Below are 19,512 nucleotides of genomic sequence, written 5' to 3' on the forward strand. Positions count from 1 at the left end.
CAGTGGCGCCGAGTCCAGGTCTCACCGGACGAACGTCGCAGTGCACGCGAAACGTCGATGGGGCCGAGGCGGAACGCCAGTCGAACAGAGAGAGAAGTTTGTGAACACGAGGCAGCGGATCCTCGGAGACATCGGCCGCGCCCGGACGGCTGCATGGCGGGCCCTCGGCGACCCGCGGGCGCGGGCGGACCTGCCGCGCAAGGTTCGTCGCGAGGTGGAGCGTCGGCTGCCGCGGGTGCGGGCGGCGCGGCTGCGCGTCGACCTGCCCCGTCCGGAGCTGCCCGCCGGGCCCGTCGCCCGGCCCGACGTCCTCGCCGCCGTCATCCTCGACGACTTCTCCGACCTCGCCTTCCGCTACGAGTGGGACCAGGTGCGGGTGCAGCCCGACTCCTGGCGGACCGCCTTGCGGGACAAGCGCCCCGACCTCCTCTTCGTCGAGTCGGCCTGGAACGGCAACGGCGGCGCGTGGCGGCTCGCGATGACCGCACCCGAGGCGCCGTCGCTCGAGCTGCGTGATCTCGTGGCCTGGTGTCGCGCCGAGGGCATCCCGACGGTGTTCTGGAACAAGGAGGACCCGCCGAACTACCACCGGTTCCTCGAGACGGCGCGCCTGTTCGACCAGGTCCTCACCGTCGACGCCGGCCGCATTCCCGACTACGAGCGCGACCTCGGGCGCTCGCGGATCGGCCTGTTGCCGTTCGGTGCCCAGCCGCGCATCCACACGCCGGTGCGCCACGGGGCGGGACGCACGCGGGAGGTCGCCTTCGCCGGCAGCTACTTCGCCGACAAGCACGACGAGCGACGCCGCCAGATGGAGTACGTGCTCGAGCCGGCCCTGCCGCTCGGGCTCGAGGTGTTCTCGCGGATGGCCGGGCGCGACCCCCGCTACCAGTTCCCGCGCCGCTACTCCGGCTCGCTCGTCGGCAGCCTCCCCTACGAGCGGATGCTCGGGGCGTACACCGCCTACAAGGTGTTCCTCAACGTCAACTCGGTGACGGAGTCGCCGACGATGTGCGCCCGCCGGCTCTTCGAGCTCTCGGCGGCGCAGACCGCCGTGCTCTCCGGTCCGGCCGCGTCGATCGAGCCGTTGTTCGGCGACACGGTGCGCGTGACCCGTGACGCCGAGCAGACCGACCGCGAGCTGCGGGCCCTGCTCCAGCACGAGGACCACCGCGACCGGCTCGGCCTGCGCGCCCACCGCAGGGTGCACGACGAGCACACGTACGGCCACCGCGTCGACGCCGTCCTCGCGACCGTCGGGCTTCCGACGCCGCCGCGGGACCGCAGCGTGTCGGCCGTCGTGCCGACGATGCGCCCCGGCCAGGTCGAGCACGTCCTGCGCTTCGTTGGCGCCCAGTCGCATCCCGACCTCGAGCTCGTCCTCGTGACGCACGGGTTCGAGCTCGAGCCGGAGAAGGTGGGCGTGCTCGCAGACGCCGCCGGGCTCGACGCGTCGCGCGTCGTCGTGCGGGCCGCCGACGCATCGCTGACGCTCGGGGCCTGCATGAACCTCGGTGTCGACGCGGCGTCGGGACGGTACGTCGCCAAGATGGACGACGACAACGTCTACGCCGAGCACTACCTGCTCGACCTCGTGCGCGCCTTCGACTACACCGACGCCGCCGTCGTCGGGAAGTGGGCGCACTACGCGCACCTGACCGCCACCGGCGCGACGTTGCTGCGGTTCCCGGACGCCGAGCACCGCTACGTCGACCTCGTCCAGGGCGGCACGCTCCTGCTGGCCCGCGACCTCGCCACCCGGCTGCGTTTCGAGGACCTGCCCCGACGCGTCGACACGACCTTCCTCGAGAAGGTGCGGGCCGAGGGTGGCCGCGTCTACTCGACCGACCGCTTCAACTTCGTCTCGGTGCGTGCCACGACGCCGGACGGGCACACGTGGCCCGTGTCGGACATCGAGCTGCTGGCCCGGCGCGGGGTGCTCGCCTTCCACGGCGACCCGACCGAGCACGTCACCGTCTGATGGGAACCACCGTGAGCACTCCTGCCCGCCGAATCGTCACCTCGTACTGCTTCCCGCCCTACTCCGACACCGCGGCGATCGTCGCGGCCAAGCGGGTGCACGACCGTGGCGAGCCCGTCGACGTGGTGTGCAACGCGATGGACTCGATCCGGCACCAGGACGCCGGGCTCGTGCAGCTGACCGGGGGGCTCGTGCGCCGGTTCGCGGCCGTGCCGTCGAGGACGGCGTTCAGCTCGTGGGCCTCGATCGTCGACTACCAGCGGCTCGGGATCGAGACGTTCCAGCGCTGGGAGGCGCTGCAGGGGGAGTACGAGTCGGTCTACAGCAGAGCGCAGTTCGCGGCCTCGCACTTCCTCGCAGTGGAGGTGAAGCTGGCCCGCCCCGGCATCCACTGGGACGCCGAGTTCTCCGACCCGCTGTCGCACGACGTGCTCGGCGGCGTGCGCGCGGCCCCGGCGACCGACGACCGGGTGCTCGGGCGGCTGCGCGCCGCGGTCGAGGCGGCCGGGTTCCGGGCGCCGGAGGGACTCAACGCCTTCGAGTGGTGCGAGGTCATCGCCTTCGCCCTCGCCGACAGCGTCATGTTCACCAACGAGCACCAGCGCGACTTCATGCTCGAGCACTGCCACGACCCCCGGCTCGCCGAGCGTGCCGAGCGGGTCGGCGTCGTGTCACCGCACCCGACGCCCGCGACGCGGTTCTACGAGAGCCGGCCCTCGACGTACGAGCTCGACCCGAACCGCCGGCACGTCGGCTACTTCGGCAACTTCTACGCCAACCGCGGCGTCACCGGCGTCCTCGACGCGCTCGAGGTGGCGCCCCGCGCGGTGCGAGAGCGCGTCCTGCTCCACGTGTTCACCTCGAAGCCGGAGGAGCTGCACGACGTCGTCGTCGGCCGCGGGCTCGGCGACTGCGTCCGCGTGGGGCCCTTCGTCGGCTACCTCGAGTTCCTGTCCCTGGCCCAGCGGATGGACTGCCTCCTCGTCAACGACGCCGTGAGCCCCGCCGGCGCGCAGAACCCGTTCCTGCCCTCCAAGTGGAGCGACTACCGGGGCAGCGGCACGCCCGTGTGGGGCGTCGTCGAGGAGGGCAGCGCCCTCGACGCGCAGCCCCTCGACCACCGCTCGCCGATCGAGCACGCGAGCGCGGCCGTGCAGGTGCTCTCGCGGATCAGCCGTTCCTGAGGACGATCTCGCGGAGTCGGGCGCCGGCATCGCTGCCGCTGAAGCGTTTTCGCACAGTGTCGACGGTGCCGGCGCTCTCGTCGTCCCAGGCGCCGGCGTCGGTGACGGCGAGGATCCGGGTCGCGGCCTCGGCCGGGGTCGTGACGACCCAGTCGGTCGGGTAGAGCAGGCCGGCGCCACCCTCGCGGGCGTACACCGGCCAGTCGCGGACGACAGGCACGGCGCCGCTCGCGGCCATCTCGACGAGGCCGACGTGGAAGCCCTCGCGCCGGCTCGCGCTGACGGCCCAGCCGACGTCGCGCAGCCGCTCGGGCAGGGCTGAGGTGTAGCCGACGTAGTCGATCCCGTCGTGCAGGTCGGGGTCGGCGGCGAGGCGGGCGTGGAAGGCCTGCGCGAGCTCGCGCTCGACCGGGTTCCCGGCCCGGAGGTCGACGTCGGCGCCGATGAGGGCGAGGCGCCACTCGGGGTCGTGGCGCCGCAGCTCGGCCAGCACGTCGAGCGTCCACTGCGGGTCCTTGACCTGCTGCGCCCAGCCGACCATGCCGAGGCGCTTGCGGGCCGACGGGTGCTTGGGCAGGACGTACCGGTCGACGTCGACGGGGTTGGCGACGACGTGCTGGCGCACCCCGTCGAGGCGGCCGCCGAGGGCGTTCGCGGCGGCCCGGCGCAGGTGCTCGCTCGGGAAGATCGCGTCGGTGACGCGCGACCAGTCGGCCGTGTGCAGCCAGGCGCTCAGGGTGTCGACGCCGTGGAGTCGCACGACGACGCGGGTGCCCTCGGGCACGACGTCCGTCGCCCACGTCAGGCCCTTGTCGGCCCAGTCGACGAAGACGACGTCGGCCGTCAGCGCCTCGGCCGTCGCGGGGTCGAGGGCGGGCGCCTGGCCGGTGGCGGCGAGCAGGCGCGCCCGCACGGTGCGGGGGTCGATGCCCGTGTTGGTGAAGCGGGACTCGCGGGCCCCGAGGTCGAGCACCTCGACGTCGGCGGCCGGGGTCAGCTGCTCGACGACGGCCTTCGCGAACTTCGGGTAGGCGCCGGGCAGGACCGTGACACGGGGCCGGGGACCCACGGCAGCAGGGGGAGTCGCGACGTCGCGTCGGGGCGCGGGCGCAGCCAGCAGGCGCCCGGTCGCGGTGTCGCGCAGCGGGGCCAGGAAGGTGTCCGGGTCGTCGACGAGGGGCGTCGTGGTCACCGCGGCGTGCAGGCGCCGGGTGAAGAGGACGTCGAGGGCGACGGTGGCGAGGAAGGCCACCTCGTCGAGGGTGGCGTCGTCCGGGCTGCCGTCCGTCCCGGCGAGGGCGGCGTCCCCCTCCCCGAGGGCGGCGCGCACGGCGTCGACGACGGACCCGGTGTCGCGCGCGCGGCCCGTCTGCACGTCGATGAGCGCCCGCAGCGCCGGCACCCCGTGCCGGTCGAGGGCGTCCGCACCGAAGATCGCACCGAGGTCGTCGAGCACCTGTTCGGCCGCCTCGAGCCGGTTCGAGCGCAGCAGCCGGTAGCCGACCATGGCCCACAGGCGCGCGTCGAGCCACGAGCGGGTGCGGGTGGGCTCACGGCGCAGGACCCGCGAGGCGCCTCGGGCGGCGTGCGCGTCCTGCAGGTGACCCCCGACGCGGCTCGCGGCGACGCGCATGACGGTGACGGCGAGGTCGTGCAGGTCGCCCGCTGCCGGCACGGAACCGCTTGTGGCGCAAGCGCGCAGGAGCGTCGAGCCGCCGCGGTCGAGGACGACGACGGTCCCCGGCTCGGTCACGAGGTCGGCGGCACGCTGGTCGACGCGTCGCCACGCCGGGGCGGTGACCCGCGGCGGAAGCACCTCGGGAACGACGCGGCGCCCGACGCGCAGGGCCTCCTCGGCGGCCCGCACCGCGATGCGGCGGCGGCGCGACCGGGTGCCGGCGAGGCGCGACTCGAGCCAGCCCGACGACGCGGGCAGCACCTCGACGCTGTGGGCGTCGGGGAGCAGGCGCAGCATGGGCTTGAGCCGCCCGCTGTAGTGCACGACCCGCACGCCGACCCCGTTGCGCGACAGGAACGTCAACATCCGGGCGTGCCCGTTGACCGCACCCGCGCTGCCCGCCACGACGACGACCGAGCGCACGGCGTCGTCAGGCTCGCGGAACAGCGACCACGTGTCGTCGTGCGAGGTCGTCGTGCCGAGCCCACGGACCCCGCGGATGCCGGCCGCGCGCAGCAACCGGTCCGCCAGGGCGGTGGCGTCGGGGTCGCCGGCGACGTCGCGACGCAGGTCGGCCAGCTCGGCGTCGACGAGTGCGTCGGTCAGGGCGGACCGGTCGGCGGGGTCGGCCTGCGTGCCGGCGGTCATGGCCTCGAGCGCCGCGACCCGGTCGCGGACGACGTCGGGGAGCAGCGGCCGGGCGTCGGGGGCGTCGGGGGAGACGGCGTAGGTGGCGCCACGGAGGGCGGGCGTCGGGTCGACGGTCGTGAAGCGGTGGTCGAACCGGCTGAGCAGCGCACCGGCGCGGACGGCGTCGGCGTGCTCGGCGAGGGCGTCGACCCAGGGCACCTCGCGGAGCCACGCGGTGGGCACGAGGAATCCGCCGCGGGCCCGGGCGAGCCCGACGGCGCGGTGGGGAGCCGTGGTCGGTCCCGCGTCGGGCGCCGGCTCGTGGCCTGCCCCCGCCTGCTCGACGCGGGCCGCGGCGACCCGCTCGGTGGAGCGGGACGTGTGGAGGGCCTCGAGGAGGTCGGGGCCGGGGACGTCGCGTCCGTCGACGAGCGTCGTCCAGCTGCCCCGGGCCAGCTCGACGCCGACGTTGCGCGCGGCGGCCGAGGTCGGGGCGACCGCGTCGGCGAGGACGACGTCGTGGCCGGCGAGCGGTCCCTCGAGCGTGCGCTTCAAGCCCTCGCGCGCCGCCTCGCCCGGGCCGTGCAGCACGACGACCACCTCGAACCGGTCGGCCGGCAGCGTCTGCGCCGCGAGCGCCCGCAGGCATCGCTCGAGGGAGGCGCACGATCCGGGGGCGGACACGACGACGGTCAGGTCTCGCACCCGGCGAAGGTAGTGGCGCGGGTTGAATACGCTGGCCGTGGCGGGCACCCCGACGGTGAACGCGAGGTGAAGGCCAGGAGGTAGGACGTGCCGGAGGGCGACACCGTGTGGCGCACGGCGCAGCGGCTGCATGCCGCGCTCGCCGGACGAGTCATCGTCGAGGCCGACCTGCGCTGGCCCGAGATCTCCACGGCCGACCTCCGCGGCCGCTCGACTCTGGAGGTGGTGAGCCGCGGCAAGCATGTCCTGCACCGCATCGAGGGCGGCGTGACGCTGCACTCGCACCTGCGGATGGAGGGTCAGTGGCGCGTCGAGGCCACGCCGACGCTCGCCGACCGGTGGCGTCGCAACCCGCAGCTGCGGGCCCTCGTGTCGGCACCCGACTGGACGGCGCTGGGGCTGCGGCTCGGGATGCTCGACCTCGTGCCCACCGACCGCGAGGGCGACCTCGTCGGCCACCTCGGCCCGGACGTCCTCGGCCCCGACTGGGACCGCGACCGCGCGGTCGGCAACGTCCTCGCCGCGCCGGTGCCGATCGGAGCGGCCCTGCTCGACCAGCGCAACCTCGCCGGCGTCGGCACGATGTGGTGCGCCGAGGCCCTCTTCCTCGAACGCGTGCAGCCGTGGGCGCTGCCCGCCGATCTCGGGCGCGAGACCGTCGAGCGGGTCGTCGACCGGGCCCGCCGGCTCATCGACCAGGGTCGCCACCACGCCGTCCAGTCGAGCACCGGCAGCCGGCGCCTCGACGAGGCGCACTACGTCCACGCCCGCAGCGGGCGCCCGTGCCGGCGCTGTGGCACGACGGTGCGGGTGGCGCCGATCGGCGTCCCGCCGCAGGAGCGCACGATGTTCTACTGCCCGACCTGCCAGGGCGGGCTCGGGCCGACCGACGACGGCCGCCGGCAGAACCCGCTCGGCTCGAACGGCGGCGCGCGTCGTTCGCGGCGTTCGTACTGAGATTTCGACCGGACTCCACCCGTTGGGGTGCCGGTCGTCGGTGGCCGGTCCTAGCCTGTTGCACGTCCCGCTCCGAACCGGAGCGACCTGCGAAGGAGCATGCGATGACCTCTCGGCTCAACCCGTACATCTCGTTCAAGGACAACGCCCGCCAGGCGATGGAGTTCTACAAGTCGGTCTTCGGGGGCGACCTGACGCTCAGCACGTTCGGTGAGTACGGGCAGGAGGGCGAGGGCTCCGACGGCATCATGCACGCCCAGCTCGAGACCCCGTCCGGCTTCACCCTCATGGCCGCCGACACCCCGCCGCAGATGGAGTACCGCACCGGCTCGAGCATCACCGTCAGCCTGAGCGGCGACGACGAGTCCGACCTCAAGGGCTGGTGGGACGGCCTTGCCGACGGCGGCACCGTGCAGATGCCGCTCGAGAAGCAGATGTGGGGCGACACGTTCGGGATGCTCACCGACAAGTACGGCGTCGACTGGATGGTCAACATCGCCGGCGGCGACAACGCCGGCGGCGGCCAGGGCTGAGCTCGGGCTCGGCTCAGGCGTCGAGCCGGACCAGCTGGCGGTCCATCTCGGCGGCGTCCACGAGGTCGGCGTGGGTGCCCGCTGCCCCGCACGCCCACGCACCTGCCACGGCGCCGGCGCGCGCGGCGTCGCGGACCGTCCCGCCCGCGAGCCACGAGCGCAGGAACCCCGAGACGTAGGCGTCGCCGGCGCCGTTCGAGTCGACGACGGCGCGTCCGGGCAGGTCGAGGGCGGGTACGGCGAAGCGCTCGCCGTCGCGCACGGTGACCCGGCTGCCACGGGCGCCGTCCATGACGATGACGAGGCGGGCGCGTCCGCGGGCCAGCACGTCGGCGACGACGTCGTCCTCGCGACCGCCGAGGGCCGAACCCGACACGAAGACGACGTCGGCGGCCTCGGCGAACGGGCGGTGGTGCGGGTTGTGGCCGTCCCAGTCGTGCAGGTCGGTCGAGGTGCTCAGGCCGCGGCGGGTCGCCTCGTCGAGCGCGTGCACCGTCCACGGCATGATCGACGCGTGCACGTGCCGGGCGCCCGGGCCGGCGTCGAGCGCGGCGAGGGCGTCGAGCCACAGCGACGCGTCGGGCACGAGGTCGTACGGGTGTCGCGGGTCGTAGAGCGACAGGCGGCGGCCGGTCGGGTCGACGAGGTTGACGGCCCTGCGGGTGCCGCTCGGGTGGATGACCGTGTCGAACGGGATGCCCTCTGCGGCAAGGCGATCGCGCACCAGCCAGCCCTCGTGGTCGTCTCCGACGACGTCGACGATCCGCGTCGGCACGCCGAGCCGCTGCAGCCCGAGGGCGACGCCGGTGCCGGTGTGGCCGACGTGCATGTCGATCGGCGGCACGACGTGCGAGTCGGCGAGGGGCACGGGCAGCTCGCCCACCCGCACGATGGTGTCGACGCCGGTACCGCCCACGACGAGGACGCCGCCGGGCGACGCGTCCGTCACTGGACCTCCTGGGGCCGGCTCACCGGGATGCGGCGCACGTCGGGGGCGGCGAGCCGCTCCTCGTTGGCCTCGGAGTCGACGAGCTCCTTCTGCGACTCGAGCTCGGCCTCGACGCGCGCGTGGTAGGCCGCCACCTCGGCCTCGAGGCGCTCGGCGTCCCAGCCGAGCACCGGGGCGACGATCTCGGCCACGGCGCGGGCGCAGTCGATGCCGCGGCTCGGGGTCTCGATCGAGATGCGGGTGCGACGGGCGAGGAGGTCGTCGAGGTGCAGGGCCGCCTCGTGGGTCGCGGCGTAGAGCATCTCGACCTTGAGGTACTCCTCGGCGCCGGGCAGCGGCTCGTAGAGGCTGCGGTCGTCCTCGGCGAGTGCGAACAGCTCGTGGACGAGCGAGCCGTAGCGCTCGAGCAGGTGCGTGACCCGCCAGACCGGGAGGTCCTGGTGGCGGGCGAGCCGGTCGATCTGGTTGACGAGGGCCACGTAGCCCTCAGCGCCGGACAGCGGGATGAACTCGGTGACGCTGCCGGGCACGTCGCCGCCGACGTCCTCGGCTGCCGCGTCGACCGCATCGGCGGCCATGACCCGGTAGGTCGTGTACTTGCCGCCGGCGATGGAGATGAGGCCGGGTTGCGGGCGGGCCACGGCGTGCTCGCGCGAGAGCTGGCTCGTGTCCTCGCTCTCGCCGGACAGCAGCGGGCGCAGACCCGCGTAGACGCCCTGGATGTCCTCGTGGGACAGCGGCACCTTCAGGACGGTGTTGATGTGCTCGAGGATGTAGTCGATGTCGGCCTTGGTGGCGGCCGGGTGCGACAGGTCGAGGTCCCAGTCGGTGTCGGTGGTGCCGACGATCCAGTGGGTGTTCCACGGGATGACGAAGAGCACCGACTTCTCGGTGCGCAGGATCAGGCCGGTCTCGGAGTTGATCCGGTCGCGGGCCACGACGATGTGCACGCCCTTGCTCGCGCGCACGTGGAACCGCCCACGGCCACCGGCCATCGTCTGGATGTCGTCGGTCCAGACACCGGTGCAGTTGATGACGACGGACGCGCGGACCTCGGTGCGCTCGCCGGTCTCGACGTCCTCGACGACGGCACCGACGACACGCTCGCCGGCGCGCAGCAGGTCGACGACGCGGGCGCTCGAGACGACCGTGGCGCCGTAGGCGGCCGCGGTGCGCACCGTCGTCAGGGTGTGCCGGGCGTCGTCGGCCTGGGCGTCGTAGTAGAGGAGGCCGCCGGTGAGGGACTCCCGCTTGAGGGCGGGGGCGAGCTTGAGGGCGCCGGTGCGCGTCAGCTGCTTGTGCCGCGGGACCGAGCGTGCGCCGCCCATCGAGTCGTAGAGCGTCAGGCCGGCCGTGACGTACGGGCGCTCCCAGCCGCGGTTCGTCAGCGGGTAGAGGAAGGACACCGGCTTGACGAGGTGCGGCGCGATGCGGCTCAGCATGAGCTCGCGCTCCTTGAGCGCCTCGCGGACGAGGTCGAAGTTCATCTGCTCGAGGTAGCGCAGGCCGCCGTGGAACAGCTTCGACGAGCGGGAGGATGTGCCGGAGCCGAAGTCGCGCTGCTCGACGAGGGCCGTGGACAGGCCACGCGTCGCTGCGTCGAGGGCGGTGCCGGCGCCGGTGACGCCGCCACCGATGACGAGGACGTCGAACTGCTTGCTGGCCAGGCGCTTCCACGCAGCGGCGCGGTAGTCGAGGTCGAGGCGGACGGGGCTGGTCATCGCACCTCCTTGGAGTCGGACGGGCCCGAACCCACCCTAACCGTCACGAGCGGTCCCGAGCCGGGGCGTCCGCGGCGCTCGAGTCGCGGGCCGACGGTTCCTCGTGCACGACGACGACCTCGAGGTGAGGCCACGAGCCGAGCCGTGTCGTCAGGCTCCGGGCCTCTTCGCCGGAGCAGCCCGTGAGCCGGAAGCGGACCGTCGTGCCGGTCGCAGTGCCGGTCGCCGTGGCGGCTCCCTGCTGGTCGACGACCGGGACGAGGTCGGTGACCGGCACGCCGTGGTCGTAGGTCTGGGTCCAGCTGCCCTCGAGTCGACGGTTCGTGTGCACGAGGATCTCGCTCAGGGCCGCGACGACGGACATCCCGCGTCGTGGGTGGCCGTCGGGCAGCTGCGGCGGGTCCTCGACGTCGAAGAACCGCAGGTCGCGGGTGGCCATGACCGGTTTGCGGACGGTTCGTCCCGACGCGTCGACCCGGGTGTCGGTGCCGCGTCCGTCGTCGGCCACGGACAGCGAGCCGTCGGCGTGGACGGTCACGACACAGCGGCCGACCCGGCCGGCGCTCGCGGCCTCGTCGTCGGCGTAGGCGAGCACTTCGAGGACCAGGTGGGTCGCGCCTCCGGGGGCGAGCTCGGCGGCCCGCGCGCGGATGTCGGCGAGGTGGTCGGTGTCCACCGTCGCGGCCCAGTCGTGGGTGGTGTTGCGCCAGGTTCCGGTCACCGGGACAGTCTGGCGCGACCGGTCACTCGGGTCGCAGCGGCGTGCCGGTGACCTGGGTCGTCGTGACCGGCGCCGGGGCGTCGAGGCCGGACGGGGCCACGGCGCCCGGAGTCACGGTCGTCGGGGCGGGCTCGGTCTCGCCGTCGGTGCGCATCCCGGCGATCTCCGAGCGGAAGACGCGGATCGACCGGCCGAGGCTGCGCGAGGCGTCGGGCAGGCGCTTCCAGCCGAAGAGGACCATCGCGGCGATGGCGATGATGAGCATCTCGGGCCATCCCAGATCGGCCATGGCGTCCTCCCCTCGACGGCGGCCGGGCACGGTGCCGCATGCCGCTCAGCCGCAGGCTAGGCGCGCAGTCTGGACGTGGGCTGTGGATCGCCGACGGAGTGGCTGTGATACGCGCCGCGGGACGGAGGTGCGTCAGGACGACGAACCGGTCGACGCGTCTGGCTCGGGCCGGAGCCGACGCGCCCGCCCGCTCATCGACGCCACGATGATCGCGAGTGTCCCGACCCCGAGGGACACCACGAGCAGTGCGTCGTCGACCGTGGTTTGGCCGGAGGCCACGTGGCGCACCAGCAGCAGCAGGCAAGGGCAGGCCGTGGCGCTACCGATGGCGAGGAGCGTCAGCCGGGTCAGGGTCGTGCGCCGGACCAGCGCGACGGGCGCACTCACCAGCCCCACGACCAGGGACACCGCCCACGAGGAGGCGGCCACCTCGTCCTCCGGCCCGATAGGAGGCGCCATCGCCGATCCGAGCAGGGTCAGGCCCCCGAGGTAGACGAGGGCGATGGACAACACGAGCAGCAGCACCCCGGCGGGGCCCAGTGCCCTGTCGGGGCGCGCGGCCCCAGCTGCCTCATCGCCCATCACCACCGCATCCTGCACCGGTGCCGGGCCCGGTTGGTGATGACGCGCGCACTGACGTTGCCACGCAGGCCCGGCCGACCGGCGCTCTCAGAAGGGTGGCGGCTCGGGTTCCGGGTCGCGCTCTGGTTCACGCGGCCCCGTTTTGGGTGGAGTCGTGCCGGGGTCGGTGAGGCCTTCGCGCCAGTTCTTGGGGTAGGTGACGTAGTCGCGTCCGGCGAGGGTGGTCCACCGCACCGGGTCGCCGGCATCGCCTCCACCGCTGCGGCCGGGGTCGCCGGGGTCGCCGGGGTCGTCGGGTTCGTGGTTTCCGGGGTGGTGGGTGTCGCGTCTGGCGGTCCAGGCGCCGGCGGTCTTGGGGTGGTGGCAGCCGCGGGACAGGGCCTGCAGGTTCGCCACGCGGGTGGGGCCGGCGGGCCAGGGGGTGATGTGGTCGAGGTCGCAGCGGTCGGCCGGGACCTGGCAGCCGGGGGCGCGGCAGATGCCGTCGACGGCGCGGACGTGTTCGACCATGGCGCGGGTCGGGGTGTACCGGTCGGTGGACAGCTGCAGCGCGGTGCCGGTGTCGACGTCGACGGCGAGGCGCTGCCAGATCGACCCGGGGGCGGTCATGATCGCTCGGGCATGGGTGGCGGTGACCCAGCCGTGCCCGGGCAGCTCGCACGCCGCGTCGGAGGTGCCGGTGGCAACCTCGAACGGGACGACGATCCGCACCACCGCGGCCGGCGCGGTGGCGAGCCAGCGCCCGCACGTCGGGCCGGTGTCGAGACCAGCAGCGGCATCGGGGGTCGACCCGGCGACGACCTCGGAGCCCGTGCCGCCCGGCGCGGCAGCCCCGGACGTGGTGCCGAAGAGGGCGAGGTCGGTGAGCAGGTCGCTGCGCAGCTGGTCCAGGGTCCGGTCGTCGCCGGCGGCGCGGGCGGCCCGGGCGAGCGCGTCGACGCGGTCCAGCACGCCGACGACCCGTTCGGCCGTGGCGGTCAGGGTCAGGACGCCCATGCCGTCCTCGGTCAGGCGCCCGACCACGCCCCGGCGCAGGGTCGCGGCGGTGCGGCGTTCGTCGGTGCCGCGGTGGTCGGCGGCGGTGACGGCGCGGCGCAGCCGGGCCCGGAACAGCCGCTGCGAGGCGAGGGTGCCGTCGGGGGTCGGGGCCAGGATGGTGGCTTCCAGGGCGGGCAGTGCGTCGTCGGGCAGGTGACGGGTCTCGGCGACGACGGTCAACGCCCGGTACAGGCTCACCGACCCCTGGCGCAGGCCCGCGTGCAGGACCCGGTGCCGCCGTACCGCGAGGGCCAGCTCGAGCCGCCGGGACACCTCCGCCTGGCCGACCCCGGTCGCGCACGCGATCTCGTCCGCGACCAGCCGGTCGATGCTCAGCGGCACCGGGGTGGCGGTGACCATGCGGGCCAGCTGCTGCTCCTGGATCGTGTGCAGCGCCGCGTAGGCCTGCAGCAGCCGGGCCTCCAGCCGCGCCTTGGCCCGCTCCAGCGCCTCGACCTGCGACAGGACCCGGTCACCGCACGCGTCGAGCCGCTCGTCACGGAAGGCTTGCGGCGCAGCCACGACATCCGCGTGACGGGATACCCCACCAGCCGCCGGGGAACCCGGCACGCGCTCGAGCCCGGACCCCACGGGTCCCGACACAGATCCCGACGCGCCGCTGCCCGCGGCGACGACAACCGAGCAGGCCTCACGACGCTCGCGGTCGGCGGCGAGGATCCGCCGGACCCGAGCGAGACGACCAGTCACACCTGAGGCAGGCAGCGCGTCGAGATAGGGCATCGCCGCTCTCCTTTCGCCGGGTGGTCCCTTCCCTCAATTAGAACAGGTGTTCGAACAAGAATCAAGGGTGGGCCGCAGGCTGTGGACACGGAAATCCTTGTGGCGCAGGCCTGTCCACAAGCATTGCTGCGGAACCGTGAAGCGAGGCCACCCGCACGGTACGGTCGGGCTCATGCCGACCGAGCAGCGCAGCCACGTCGTCGCCATCGACCAGGGCACCACGAGCACCCGCGCCATGGTTTTCGACAGGGGCGGCCGCGTCGTGGCGGTCGACCAGCTCGAGCACCGGCAGGTATTCCCGCGCGCGGGCTGGGTGGAGCACGACGCGTCGGAGATCTGGGCCAACACGCGTCAGGTCGTCGGTGGGGCGCTCGGCAAGGCCAACCTCAACGCCACGCACGTGGCCGCCGTCGGCATCACCAACCAGCGCGAGACCGCGGTCGTCTGGGACCGCGTCACCGGCGAGCCGATCCACAACGCCATCGTCTGGCAGGACACCCGCACCCAGGCGATCTGCGACGAGCTCGCCGCAGCCGACGGCGCCGAGAGGTGGCGCGAGGTCACCGGGCTGCCACTCGCCACCTACTTCGCCGGCCCCAAGGTGCGCTGGATCCTCGACCACGTCGAGGGCGCGCGCGAGCGGGCCGAGGCCGGCGAGCTGCTCATGGGCACCATCGACTCCTGGCTGGTGTGGAACCTCACCGGTGGCGCGGCGGACGGCGGCGTCCACGTCACCGACGTCACCAACGCGTCGCGCACCCTGCTCATGGACCTGCGCACGCTCGCGTGGGACGAGGACCTCTGTGCCGCAATGGGCGTCCCGCGTTCGATGCTTCCCGAGATCCGCTCGTCGTCGGAGGTCTACGGCACGTGCAAGCCCGGCATCCTCATCGACGTGCCGGTCGCAGGCATCCTCGGCGACCAGCAGGCGGCGACGTTCGGCCAGGCCTGCCTCGAGGTCGGCACGGCCAAGAACACGTACGGCACCGGCAACTTCATGCTCCTCAACACCGGCGAGGACATCGTCGCCTCCGAGAACGGCCTGCTGACGACCGTCTGCTACCGCCTCGGCGACGCGGCGCCCGTCTATGCCCTCGAAGGGTCGATCGCGGTCACGGGGTCACTCGTGCAGTGGCTGCGCGACAACCTCGGAATCATCAAGGACGCCAAGGAGGTCGAGACGCTCGCGGCGAGCGTCGACGACAACGGCGGTGCGTACTTCGTGCCCGCCTTCTCGGGCCTCTTCGCCCCTCACTGGCGCCCCGACGCGCGCGGCGCGCTCGTCGGCCTGACGCGTTACGTCAACAAGGGCCACCTCGCGCGGGCAGCCTTGGAGGCCACGGCTTTCCAGACGCGTGAGGTGCTCGATGCGATGAATGCCGACTCGGGCGTGCCGCTGAGCGAGCTCAAGGTCGACGGCGGCATGGTCGGCAACGACACCCTGATGCAGTTCCAGGCCGACCTGCTCGGTGTCGACGTCGTGCGGCCGGAGGTCGCCGAGACCACGGCGCTCGGTGCCGCGTATGCCGCGGGCCTCGCGGTCGGCTACTGGGAGTCGACCGACGAGATCCGCGAGAACTGGCGCGAGGGTCGGCGGTGGACGCCGCGGATGGACGACGCCGAGCGCGACCGTCTCTACCGCCAGTGGAAGAAGGCCGTGCAGCGCACCCTTGACTGGGTCGACGACGACACCCGCTGACGTGCCGGTGTGCCGGCGTGCCGACCCCGCCGGCTCAGCCCTCCTCGAGGTGCAGCACGACCTTGCGCAGGAGGGCGTTCAATGCCCGCAGCTCGGCGGTGTCGAGGGCCGAGAACGCGGCCTTCTCCCGAGCGAGTCCCGCCTCGATCCCCTTCTCCCACAGAGCCCGTCCGGATGCGGTGGGTCGCACGAGGATGCGGCGGCGGTCGACCGGGTCGACCTCCCGGGTGACCTTGCCGCGCTGCACGAGCCGGTCGATGCGTGAGGTCATCGCCGCTCGGGTGACGCCGCACGCGTCGGCGAGCTGGGCCGGTGTCGCCTCCTCCGGGTAGGGCTGGATGAGGAGCGCGTGCAGGGTCCAGTAGTCCTCGATGGTGTCGTCGCTGTCGGCGTAGGCGGCGTGGTCGTCGGCCTTGATCCGTTTGGTGATGGCCTGCATCCGGGTGACGGCGCCCTCGACCTCCGGGTCCATCCCGTCGAGCAGTCCGGTCCACCGGGCGACGTGCCGGTCGACCGAGTCCTGCTGCTGCCGCGGCTGCCCGGGTGCCTTCGCCATGGCGTCAGTGTCGCAGAGGCGCGCGGTAAGGCAAACCATCTGATAGTTCGTTGACAGATAGTCAGACATCTAACTAATGTCGAGCCATGTCCATCCGTGAGCTGACCGCCGTGCGCGACTTCCGCCTCCTCGTCACGGGCCAGGCTCTCTCCTGGGTCGGCGACGCGTTCCACCCCATCGCGCTCTCGGTCGCCATCGTCCTGGCGGGCGGGGGCGCCGCCGAGCTCGGCATCATCGCCGCGTCGGCCATGGGGGCCCGGCTGCTCTGCACCCTCCTCGGCGGGGTCTGGGCGGACCGGCTCGCACCGCACCGGATCATGGTCGTCGCCGACCTCGTCCGCGCCGCGACCGCAGGCGCGACGGCGCTGGCCTTCCTGCTCGGTGACCCGCCGCTGGCCCTGCTCGCGGCCCTCGCGGCCGTGACCTCGGGTGCGGGTGCCTTCTTCTTCCCGGCCTTCGTGTCCCTGCGACCACTCGTCGTCCCGGCGGAGCGTCGACAGGACGCCAATGCCGCCATCAGCTTCCTCCAGTCCGCGGCGCAGATCGCCGGTCCGCTCCTCGCCGGCCTCGTCGTCGCCCACGCAGGCCCGGTTGCCGGGTTCGCCACGAACTCAGCCACCTTCGTGTGGTCGGCCATCAGCGTCGCCCTCGTCCGGGCCGGGGCCTCGCGCCGAACTGAGCGCACGTCCGTGCGTGCCGAGATCGTCGAGGGCCTCGCGGAGATCCGGCGTCACGACTGGCTCTGGACCGGCCTTGTCTCGGCGGGGATGTTCCACGTCGCCACCGGCGTGCTCGTCGTCCTCGTCGAGGTCACCGCGGTCCGCGACCTCGGCGGAGCCAAGACGCTCGGCCTCGTCGTCGCCGCCCAGGGCGTCGGCGGCATCGTCGGCGGCCTGCTCGCGATGCGACTGCAGCCGCGGCGGATGCTCCTCTGGGCCTTCGTGGCGCTCGGACTGTTCCCGCTCTTCCCACTCGCCTTCGCGTGGCCCGGCAGCCTGGCCGGCATCCTCGTCTGCGGCCTCCTGGCCAACGCCGGGCTGATGTTCTTCGCCGTGGGCTGGGACACCGCGCTGCAGGACGGCGTGCCCCACGACCGCCTCGCGCGCGTCGCGTCGTGGGACATCCTCATCTCGTTCAGCGCGATCCCGCTCGGCAACCTGCTCGTCGGTCCGATCAGCGACCGGTTCCCGACCAGCACTGTCATGGCCGGGGTGGCCGTGTGGATGCTCGTCGCCGGCTGCTGGCCGCTGCTCGTCCGCGGGGTGCGTGACTTCGCCCGGGGCGGCGGCGCTCCCGCCGTCACCCCGGACGATCCCTCTGGCGTCGAGCCTCAGCCGAGCGCGGCGATCGCGGCGTCGTAGTCGGGCTCCTGGCCGATGCTCGGCACCACCTCGACGTGCGTGACGGTGCCCGACGCGTCGACGACGACCACTGTGCGTGCGAGCAGGCCGCGCATGCCGCCGTCGGTCATCGTCACGCCGTAGTCCTGGCCGAAGCTCGACCGGAACGTCGAGGCCGTCACGACGTCCTCGATGCCCTCGGCGCCGCAGAACCGGCGCAGCGCGAACGGCAGGTCGGCCGAGACGCAGATGACGGTCGTGTTCTCCAGGCCCGCAGCCAGCTCGTTGAAGCGGCGGACGCTCGTCGCGCAGGTGCGGGTGTCGATGCTCGGGAAGATGTTGAGCACGACGCGGCGCCCCTTGGGCAGCTCGACGTCGGTGAGGTCGGGGCCGGTCAGGGTGAAGGCGGGCGCGGGGGTGCCGACGGCGGGCAGGTCGCCGACGGTGTGGACGGGAGTGTCTCCGAGTGCGGTGATGGCCATGCCGTGTTTCTAGCACCCGCAGCCGGACGCGTAGGTTGTGGCCCATGAGTCCGACGCGCCCGCCCGAGCGCCCGTCCGGGCGTGCGCCCGAGGTGCCCGCCGGTGGTGGCACCCGGTTCCTCATCAACTGCATCGGCATCGTCGGGATCGTCTTCGGGCTGCTGCCGATCGTGCGCTACGTCCTCGAGCTCGACCTCTTCGCGTTCTCGACGGCGCCCTACGACTGGCTCGAGCTCGAGGGCGCGATGCGCTACCTGCCGCCCCTCCTGGTGCTCGTCGTGTGCGGCGTCGCCGCCTACCTGCTCGAGAAGCGTCTCGAGAGGCGTCTCGAGCAGGACGGCTGACGCGTCGGGCGGAGCCCTCTCAGCGAACGACCTTGATGTTGAACATGCCGGTTCCGAGGGCTCCCATGGTGCGCAGCCACAGCGGCAGGAGCATCTCGGTGCCGCGGGCGGTCTCGATGCCGCCGAGGTCGATGACGTCGTCGTGGCCGAACGAGGTGAGCAGGGCCGTCACGGTGGCCTTGGCGTCGGCGTCGTCACCCGAGACGAACACAGTGGTGCTCTCGCCGAGGAGCTTCGGCTCGACCATGAGCGCGGCGGTCAGGGTGTTGAGCGACTTGACGACGCGGACCTCGGGGAAGGCGCGCTGGATCTGCTCGCCCAGCGAGTCGGTGTCCTTGACGAAGAGGCTGGGCGGGAAGCCGGCCGAGAAGTCGAGCGGGTTGGAGATGTCGAGCACGACCTTGCCCGCGAGGTGGTCGGCGCCGGCGGCCGTGAGCATGTCGAGGGCGGCGAAGCCGTTGCCGGCGAGCACGACGAGCTCGGCTCTGGCGGCAGCCTCGGCGAAGCTCGCGAGGGCAACGTCGCCGTGCTCGGCGTGCCAGGACGCGAAGGACGGGTTGCCCATGGCGTCGGCGTCGGTGCGGGCGAGCGTCGCCTGCGGGTCGCGGGTGCCGACGGTGACGGAGTGTCCGAGGCGGGTGAGGGCGCCGGCGAGCGACTGGCCGACCATGCCGGTGCCGAGAACTGCAATGTCCATGGGGGTTCCTTCGCGGTGCGATGTCGATGGGTAGACAGATCTGTCTGCCTGCGGACATGGACGGTAACAGACAGGTCTGTCTATGATCAAAGGGTGCCTGCCGCCCCCGCCCGTGACCGGATCCTCGACACCGCCTTCGGCCTCTTCTACGCCCGGGGGATCAAGGCCGTCGGGGTCGACCTGATCATCGCCGAGTCGGGTGTCGCCAAGGCGACCTTCTACAAGCACTTCCCGGCCAAGGACGAGCTCGTCCTCGCCTACCTCGACCGGGTCGACCGCGTGTGGACCGGGCAGCTCCGGGCCGCCGCCGAGGCCGCCGGACCCGCTCCCGCGGACCGGCTCGTCGGCCTCTTCGACGCGCTCGGGACGGCCTGCCGGCGCGACGGCTACCGCGGCTGCGCCTTCATCAACGCGGCCGCCGAGACTCTTCCCGGCACTCCGGTGCACGACCGCACCGTCGCCCACAAGCAGGCCGTCCTCGCCTGGATCCGCGGCCTCGCCGTCGATGCCGGCGCCACGGATCCGGACGGGCTGGCGCGCTCGCTCGCCCTGCTGCTCGACGGTGGCCTCGCGGACGGGGCGCTCTCGGCCGACCCGGAGGCCGCGGCCGCCGCGCGGCGCACCGCGGCTGCGCTCGTCGCGCTCGCCGTGCCCGCCGCTGCCTGACTCCGACGGGGCTCCGTGA

At 73.2% G+C, this 19,512-nt stretch carries 18 protein-coding genes; 8 read left to right on the plus strand and 10 right to left on the minus strand.

The genetic code is table 11. The annotated features are described in order from the left end of the window. Positions 1–100 precede the first annotated feature (100 nt). Positions 101–1,981, plus strand: coding sequence for a glycosyltransferase family protein (locus RY076_RS03095; protein WP_323096033.1), 1,881 nt, complete (start codon positions 101–103; stop codon positions 1,979–1,981). Between the two features lie 11 nt (positions 1,982–1,992). Then, complete coding sequence (locus RY076_RS03100; protein WP_323096034.1) at positions 1,993–3,165, plus strand: glycosyltransferase family protein; 1,173 nt, start codon at positions 1,993–1,995, stop codon at positions 3,163–3,165. Here RY076_RS03100 and RY076_RS03105 read toward each other — a convergent pair. Next, positions 3,152–6,178, minus strand: a complete 3,027-nt coding sequence (locus tag RY076_RS03105; RefSeq protein WP_323096035.1) for a glycosyltransferase — start codon at positions 6,176–6,178, stop codon at positions 3,152–3,154. The genes RY076_RS03100 and RY076_RS03105 overlap by 14 nt on opposite strands. 87 nt (positions 6,179–6,265) lie before the next feature. On the opposite strand from RY076_RS03105, the gene RY076_RS03110 reads away from it, so the two are divergent. Next, the gene (locus RY076_RS03110; protein WP_323096037.1) at positions 6,266–7,135 is read left to right on the plus strand and encodes a DNA-formamidopyrimidine glycosylase family protein; all 870 of its coding nucleotides are present in this window, start codon (positions 6,266–6,268) and stop codon (positions 7,133–7,135) included. A 104-nt stretch (positions 7,136–7,239) separates the two neighbouring features. Beyond that, positions 7,240–7,668, plus strand: coding sequence for a VOC family protein (locus tag RY076_RS03115; protein ID WP_323096039.1), 429 nt, complete (start codon positions 7,240–7,242; stop codon positions 7,666–7,668). Between the two features lie 13 nt (positions 7,669–7,681). On the opposite strand, the gene RY076_RS03120 is transcribed toward RY076_RS03115, so the two are convergent. From RY076_RS03120 to RY076_RS03145, 6 genes are all read right to left on the minus strand, one after another. Next, on the minus strand, positions 7,682–8,617 hold the full coding sequence (locus RY076_RS03120) for a carbohydrate kinase family protein (protein WP_323096040.1): 936 nt from the start codon (positions 8,615–8,617) through the stop codon (positions 7,682–7,684). Further along, positions 8,614–10,338: a glycerol-3-phosphate dehydrogenase/oxidase gene (locus RY076_RS03125; RefSeq protein WP_323096042.1), complete on the minus strand. Its 1,725-nt coding sequence runs from the start codon at positions 10,336–10,338 to the stop codon at positions 8,614–8,616. Before RY076_RS03125 ends, RY076_RS03120 begins: the two co-directional genes overlap by 4 nt. 43 nt (positions 10,339–10,381) lie before the next feature. Then, complete coding sequence (locus RY076_RS03130; RefSeq protein ID WP_323096044.1) at positions 10,382–11,059, minus strand: ATP-binding protein; 678 nt, start codon at positions 11,057–11,059, stop codon at positions 10,382–10,384. A 22-nt stretch (positions 11,060–11,081) separates the two neighbouring features. Continuing rightward, positions 11,082–11,348 carry a twin-arginine translocase TatA/TatE family subunit gene (locus RY076_RS03135; RefSeq protein WP_323096047.1) on the minus strand — a complete coding sequence of 89 codons (267 nt, stop codon included), beginning with the start codon at positions 11,346–11,348 and terminating at the stop codon, positions 11,082–11,084. A gap of 132 nt (positions 11,349–11,480) precedes the next feature. After that, the gene (locus RY076_RS03140) at positions 11,481–11,930 is read right to left on the minus strand and encodes a hypothetical protein (RefSeq protein WP_323096049.1); all 450 of its coding nucleotides are present in this window, start codon (positions 11,928–11,930) and stop codon (positions 11,481–11,483) included. A gap of 87 nt (positions 11,931–12,017) precedes the next feature. Then, positions 12,018–13,490: an HNH endonuclease signature motif containing protein gene (locus RY076_RS03145; protein WP_323096051.1), complete on the minus strand. Its 1,473-nt coding sequence runs from the start codon at positions 13,488–13,490 to the stop codon at positions 12,018–12,020. Between the two features lie 391 nt (positions 13,491–13,881). Between RY076_RS03145 and glpK the strand changes: the two genes are divergently transcribed. Next, positions 13,882–15,408 (plus strand): glycerol kinase GlpK, encoded by a 1,527-nt coding sequence (glpK, locus tag RY076_RS03150; RefSeq protein WP_323096053.1) that lies wholly within the window; start codon positions 13,882–13,884, stop codon positions 15,406–15,408. Positions 15,409–15,442: 34 nt separating this feature from the next. Here the strand turns inward: glpK and RY076_RS03155 are convergent, their stop codons facing one another. Further along, positions 15,443–15,964 (minus strand): MarR family winged helix-turn-helix transcriptional regulator, encoded by a 522-nt coding sequence (locus RY076_RS03155; RefSeq protein WP_323096055.1) that lies wholly within the window; start codon positions 15,962–15,964, stop codon positions 15,443–15,445. A gap of 86 nt (positions 15,965–16,050) precedes the next feature. Between RY076_RS03155 and RY076_RS03160 the strand changes: the two genes are divergently transcribed. Further along, a complete protein-coding gene (locus RY076_RS03160; protein WP_323096057.1) occupies positions 16,051–17,325 on the plus strand; it encodes an MFS transporter in 1,275 nt (424 codons plus the stop codon). Here the strand turns inward: RY076_RS03160 and tpx are convergent. Further along, positions 17,295–17,786, minus strand: coding sequence for a thiol peroxidase (gene tpx, locus RY076_RS03165; protein WP_323096059.1), 492 nt, complete (start codon positions 17,784–17,786; stop codon positions 17,295–17,297). The genes RY076_RS03160 and tpx overlap by 31 nt on opposite strands. A gap of 44 nt (positions 17,787–17,830) precedes the next feature. On the opposite strand from tpx, the gene RY076_RS03170 reads away from it, so the two are divergent. Beyond that, on the plus strand, positions 17,831–18,130 hold the full coding sequence (locus RY076_RS03170; RefSeq protein ID WP_323096061.1) for a hypothetical protein: 300 nt from the start codon (positions 17,831–17,833) through the stop codon (positions 18,128–18,130). Positions 18,131–18,149: 19 nt separating this feature from the next. Here RY076_RS03170 and RY076_RS03175 read toward each other — a convergent pair whose 3' ends face one another. After that, entirely contained in the window at positions 18,150–18,827 is a 678-nt protein-coding gene (locus RY076_RS03175) for an NADPH-dependent F420 reductase (protein ID WP_323096063.1), read from the minus strand. 93 nt (positions 18,828–18,920) lie between these two features. On the opposite strand from RY076_RS03175, the gene RY076_RS03180 reads away from it, so the two are divergent. Continuing rightward, the gene (locus tag RY076_RS03180; protein WP_323096064.1) at positions 18,921–19,493 is read left to right on the plus strand and encodes a TetR/AcrR family transcriptional regulator; all 573 of its coding nucleotides are present in this window, start codon (positions 18,921–18,923) and stop codon (positions 19,491–19,493) included. The last annotated feature ends 19 nt before the right edge of the window (positions 19,494–19,512 follow it).

This window comes from Intrasporangium zincisolvens, assembly GCF_034724055.1.
In the GTDB taxonomy this organism is placed as follows: domain Bacteria; phylum Actinomycetota; class Actinomycetes; order Actinomycetales; family Dermatophilaceae; genus Monashia; species Monashia zincisolvens.

Bases quoted from the DNA above. Each gene is read 5' to 3' on its own strand.
- RY076_RS03140 (WP_323096049.1), bottom strand. From the start codon at position 11,930: ATGGGCGATGAGGCAGCTGGGGCCGCGCGCCCCGACAGGGCACTGGGC.
- RY076_RS03155 (WP_323096055.1), bottom strand. From the start codon at position 15,964: ATGGCGAAGGCACCCGGGCAGCCGCGGCAGCAGCAGGACTCGGTCGAC.
- RY076_RS03160 (WP_323096057.1), top strand. From the start codon at position 16,051: ATGTCCATCCGTGAGCTGACCGCCGTGCGCGACTTCCGCCTCCTCGTC.
- RY076_RS03115 (WP_323096039.1), top strand. From the start codon at position 7,240: ATGACCTCTCGGCTCAACCCGTACATCTCGTTCAAGGACAACGCCCGC.
- RY076_RS03170 (WP_323096061.1), top strand. From the start codon at position 17,831: ATGAGTCCGACGCGCCCGCCCGAGCGCCCGTCCGGGCGTGCGCCCGAG.
- RY076_RS03175 (WP_323096063.1), bottom strand. From the start codon at position 18,827: ATGGACATTGCAGTTCTCGGCACCGGCATGGTCGGCCAGTCGCTCGCC.
- glpK (WP_323096053.1), top strand. From the start codon at position 13,882: ATGCCGACCGAGCAGCGCAGCCACGTCGTCGCCATCGACCAGGGCACC.
- RY076_RS03125 (WP_323096042.1), bottom strand. From the start codon at position 10,338: ATGACCAGCCCCGTCCGCCTCGACCTCGACTACCGCGCCGCTGCGTGG.
- RY076_RS03135 (WP_323096047.1), bottom strand. From the start codon at position 11,348: ATGGCCGATCTGGGATGGCCCGAGATGCTCATCATCGCCATCGCCGCG.
- tpx (WP_323096059.1), bottom strand. From the start codon at position 17,786: ATGGCCATCACCGCACTCGGAGACACTCCCGTCCACACCGTCGGCGAC.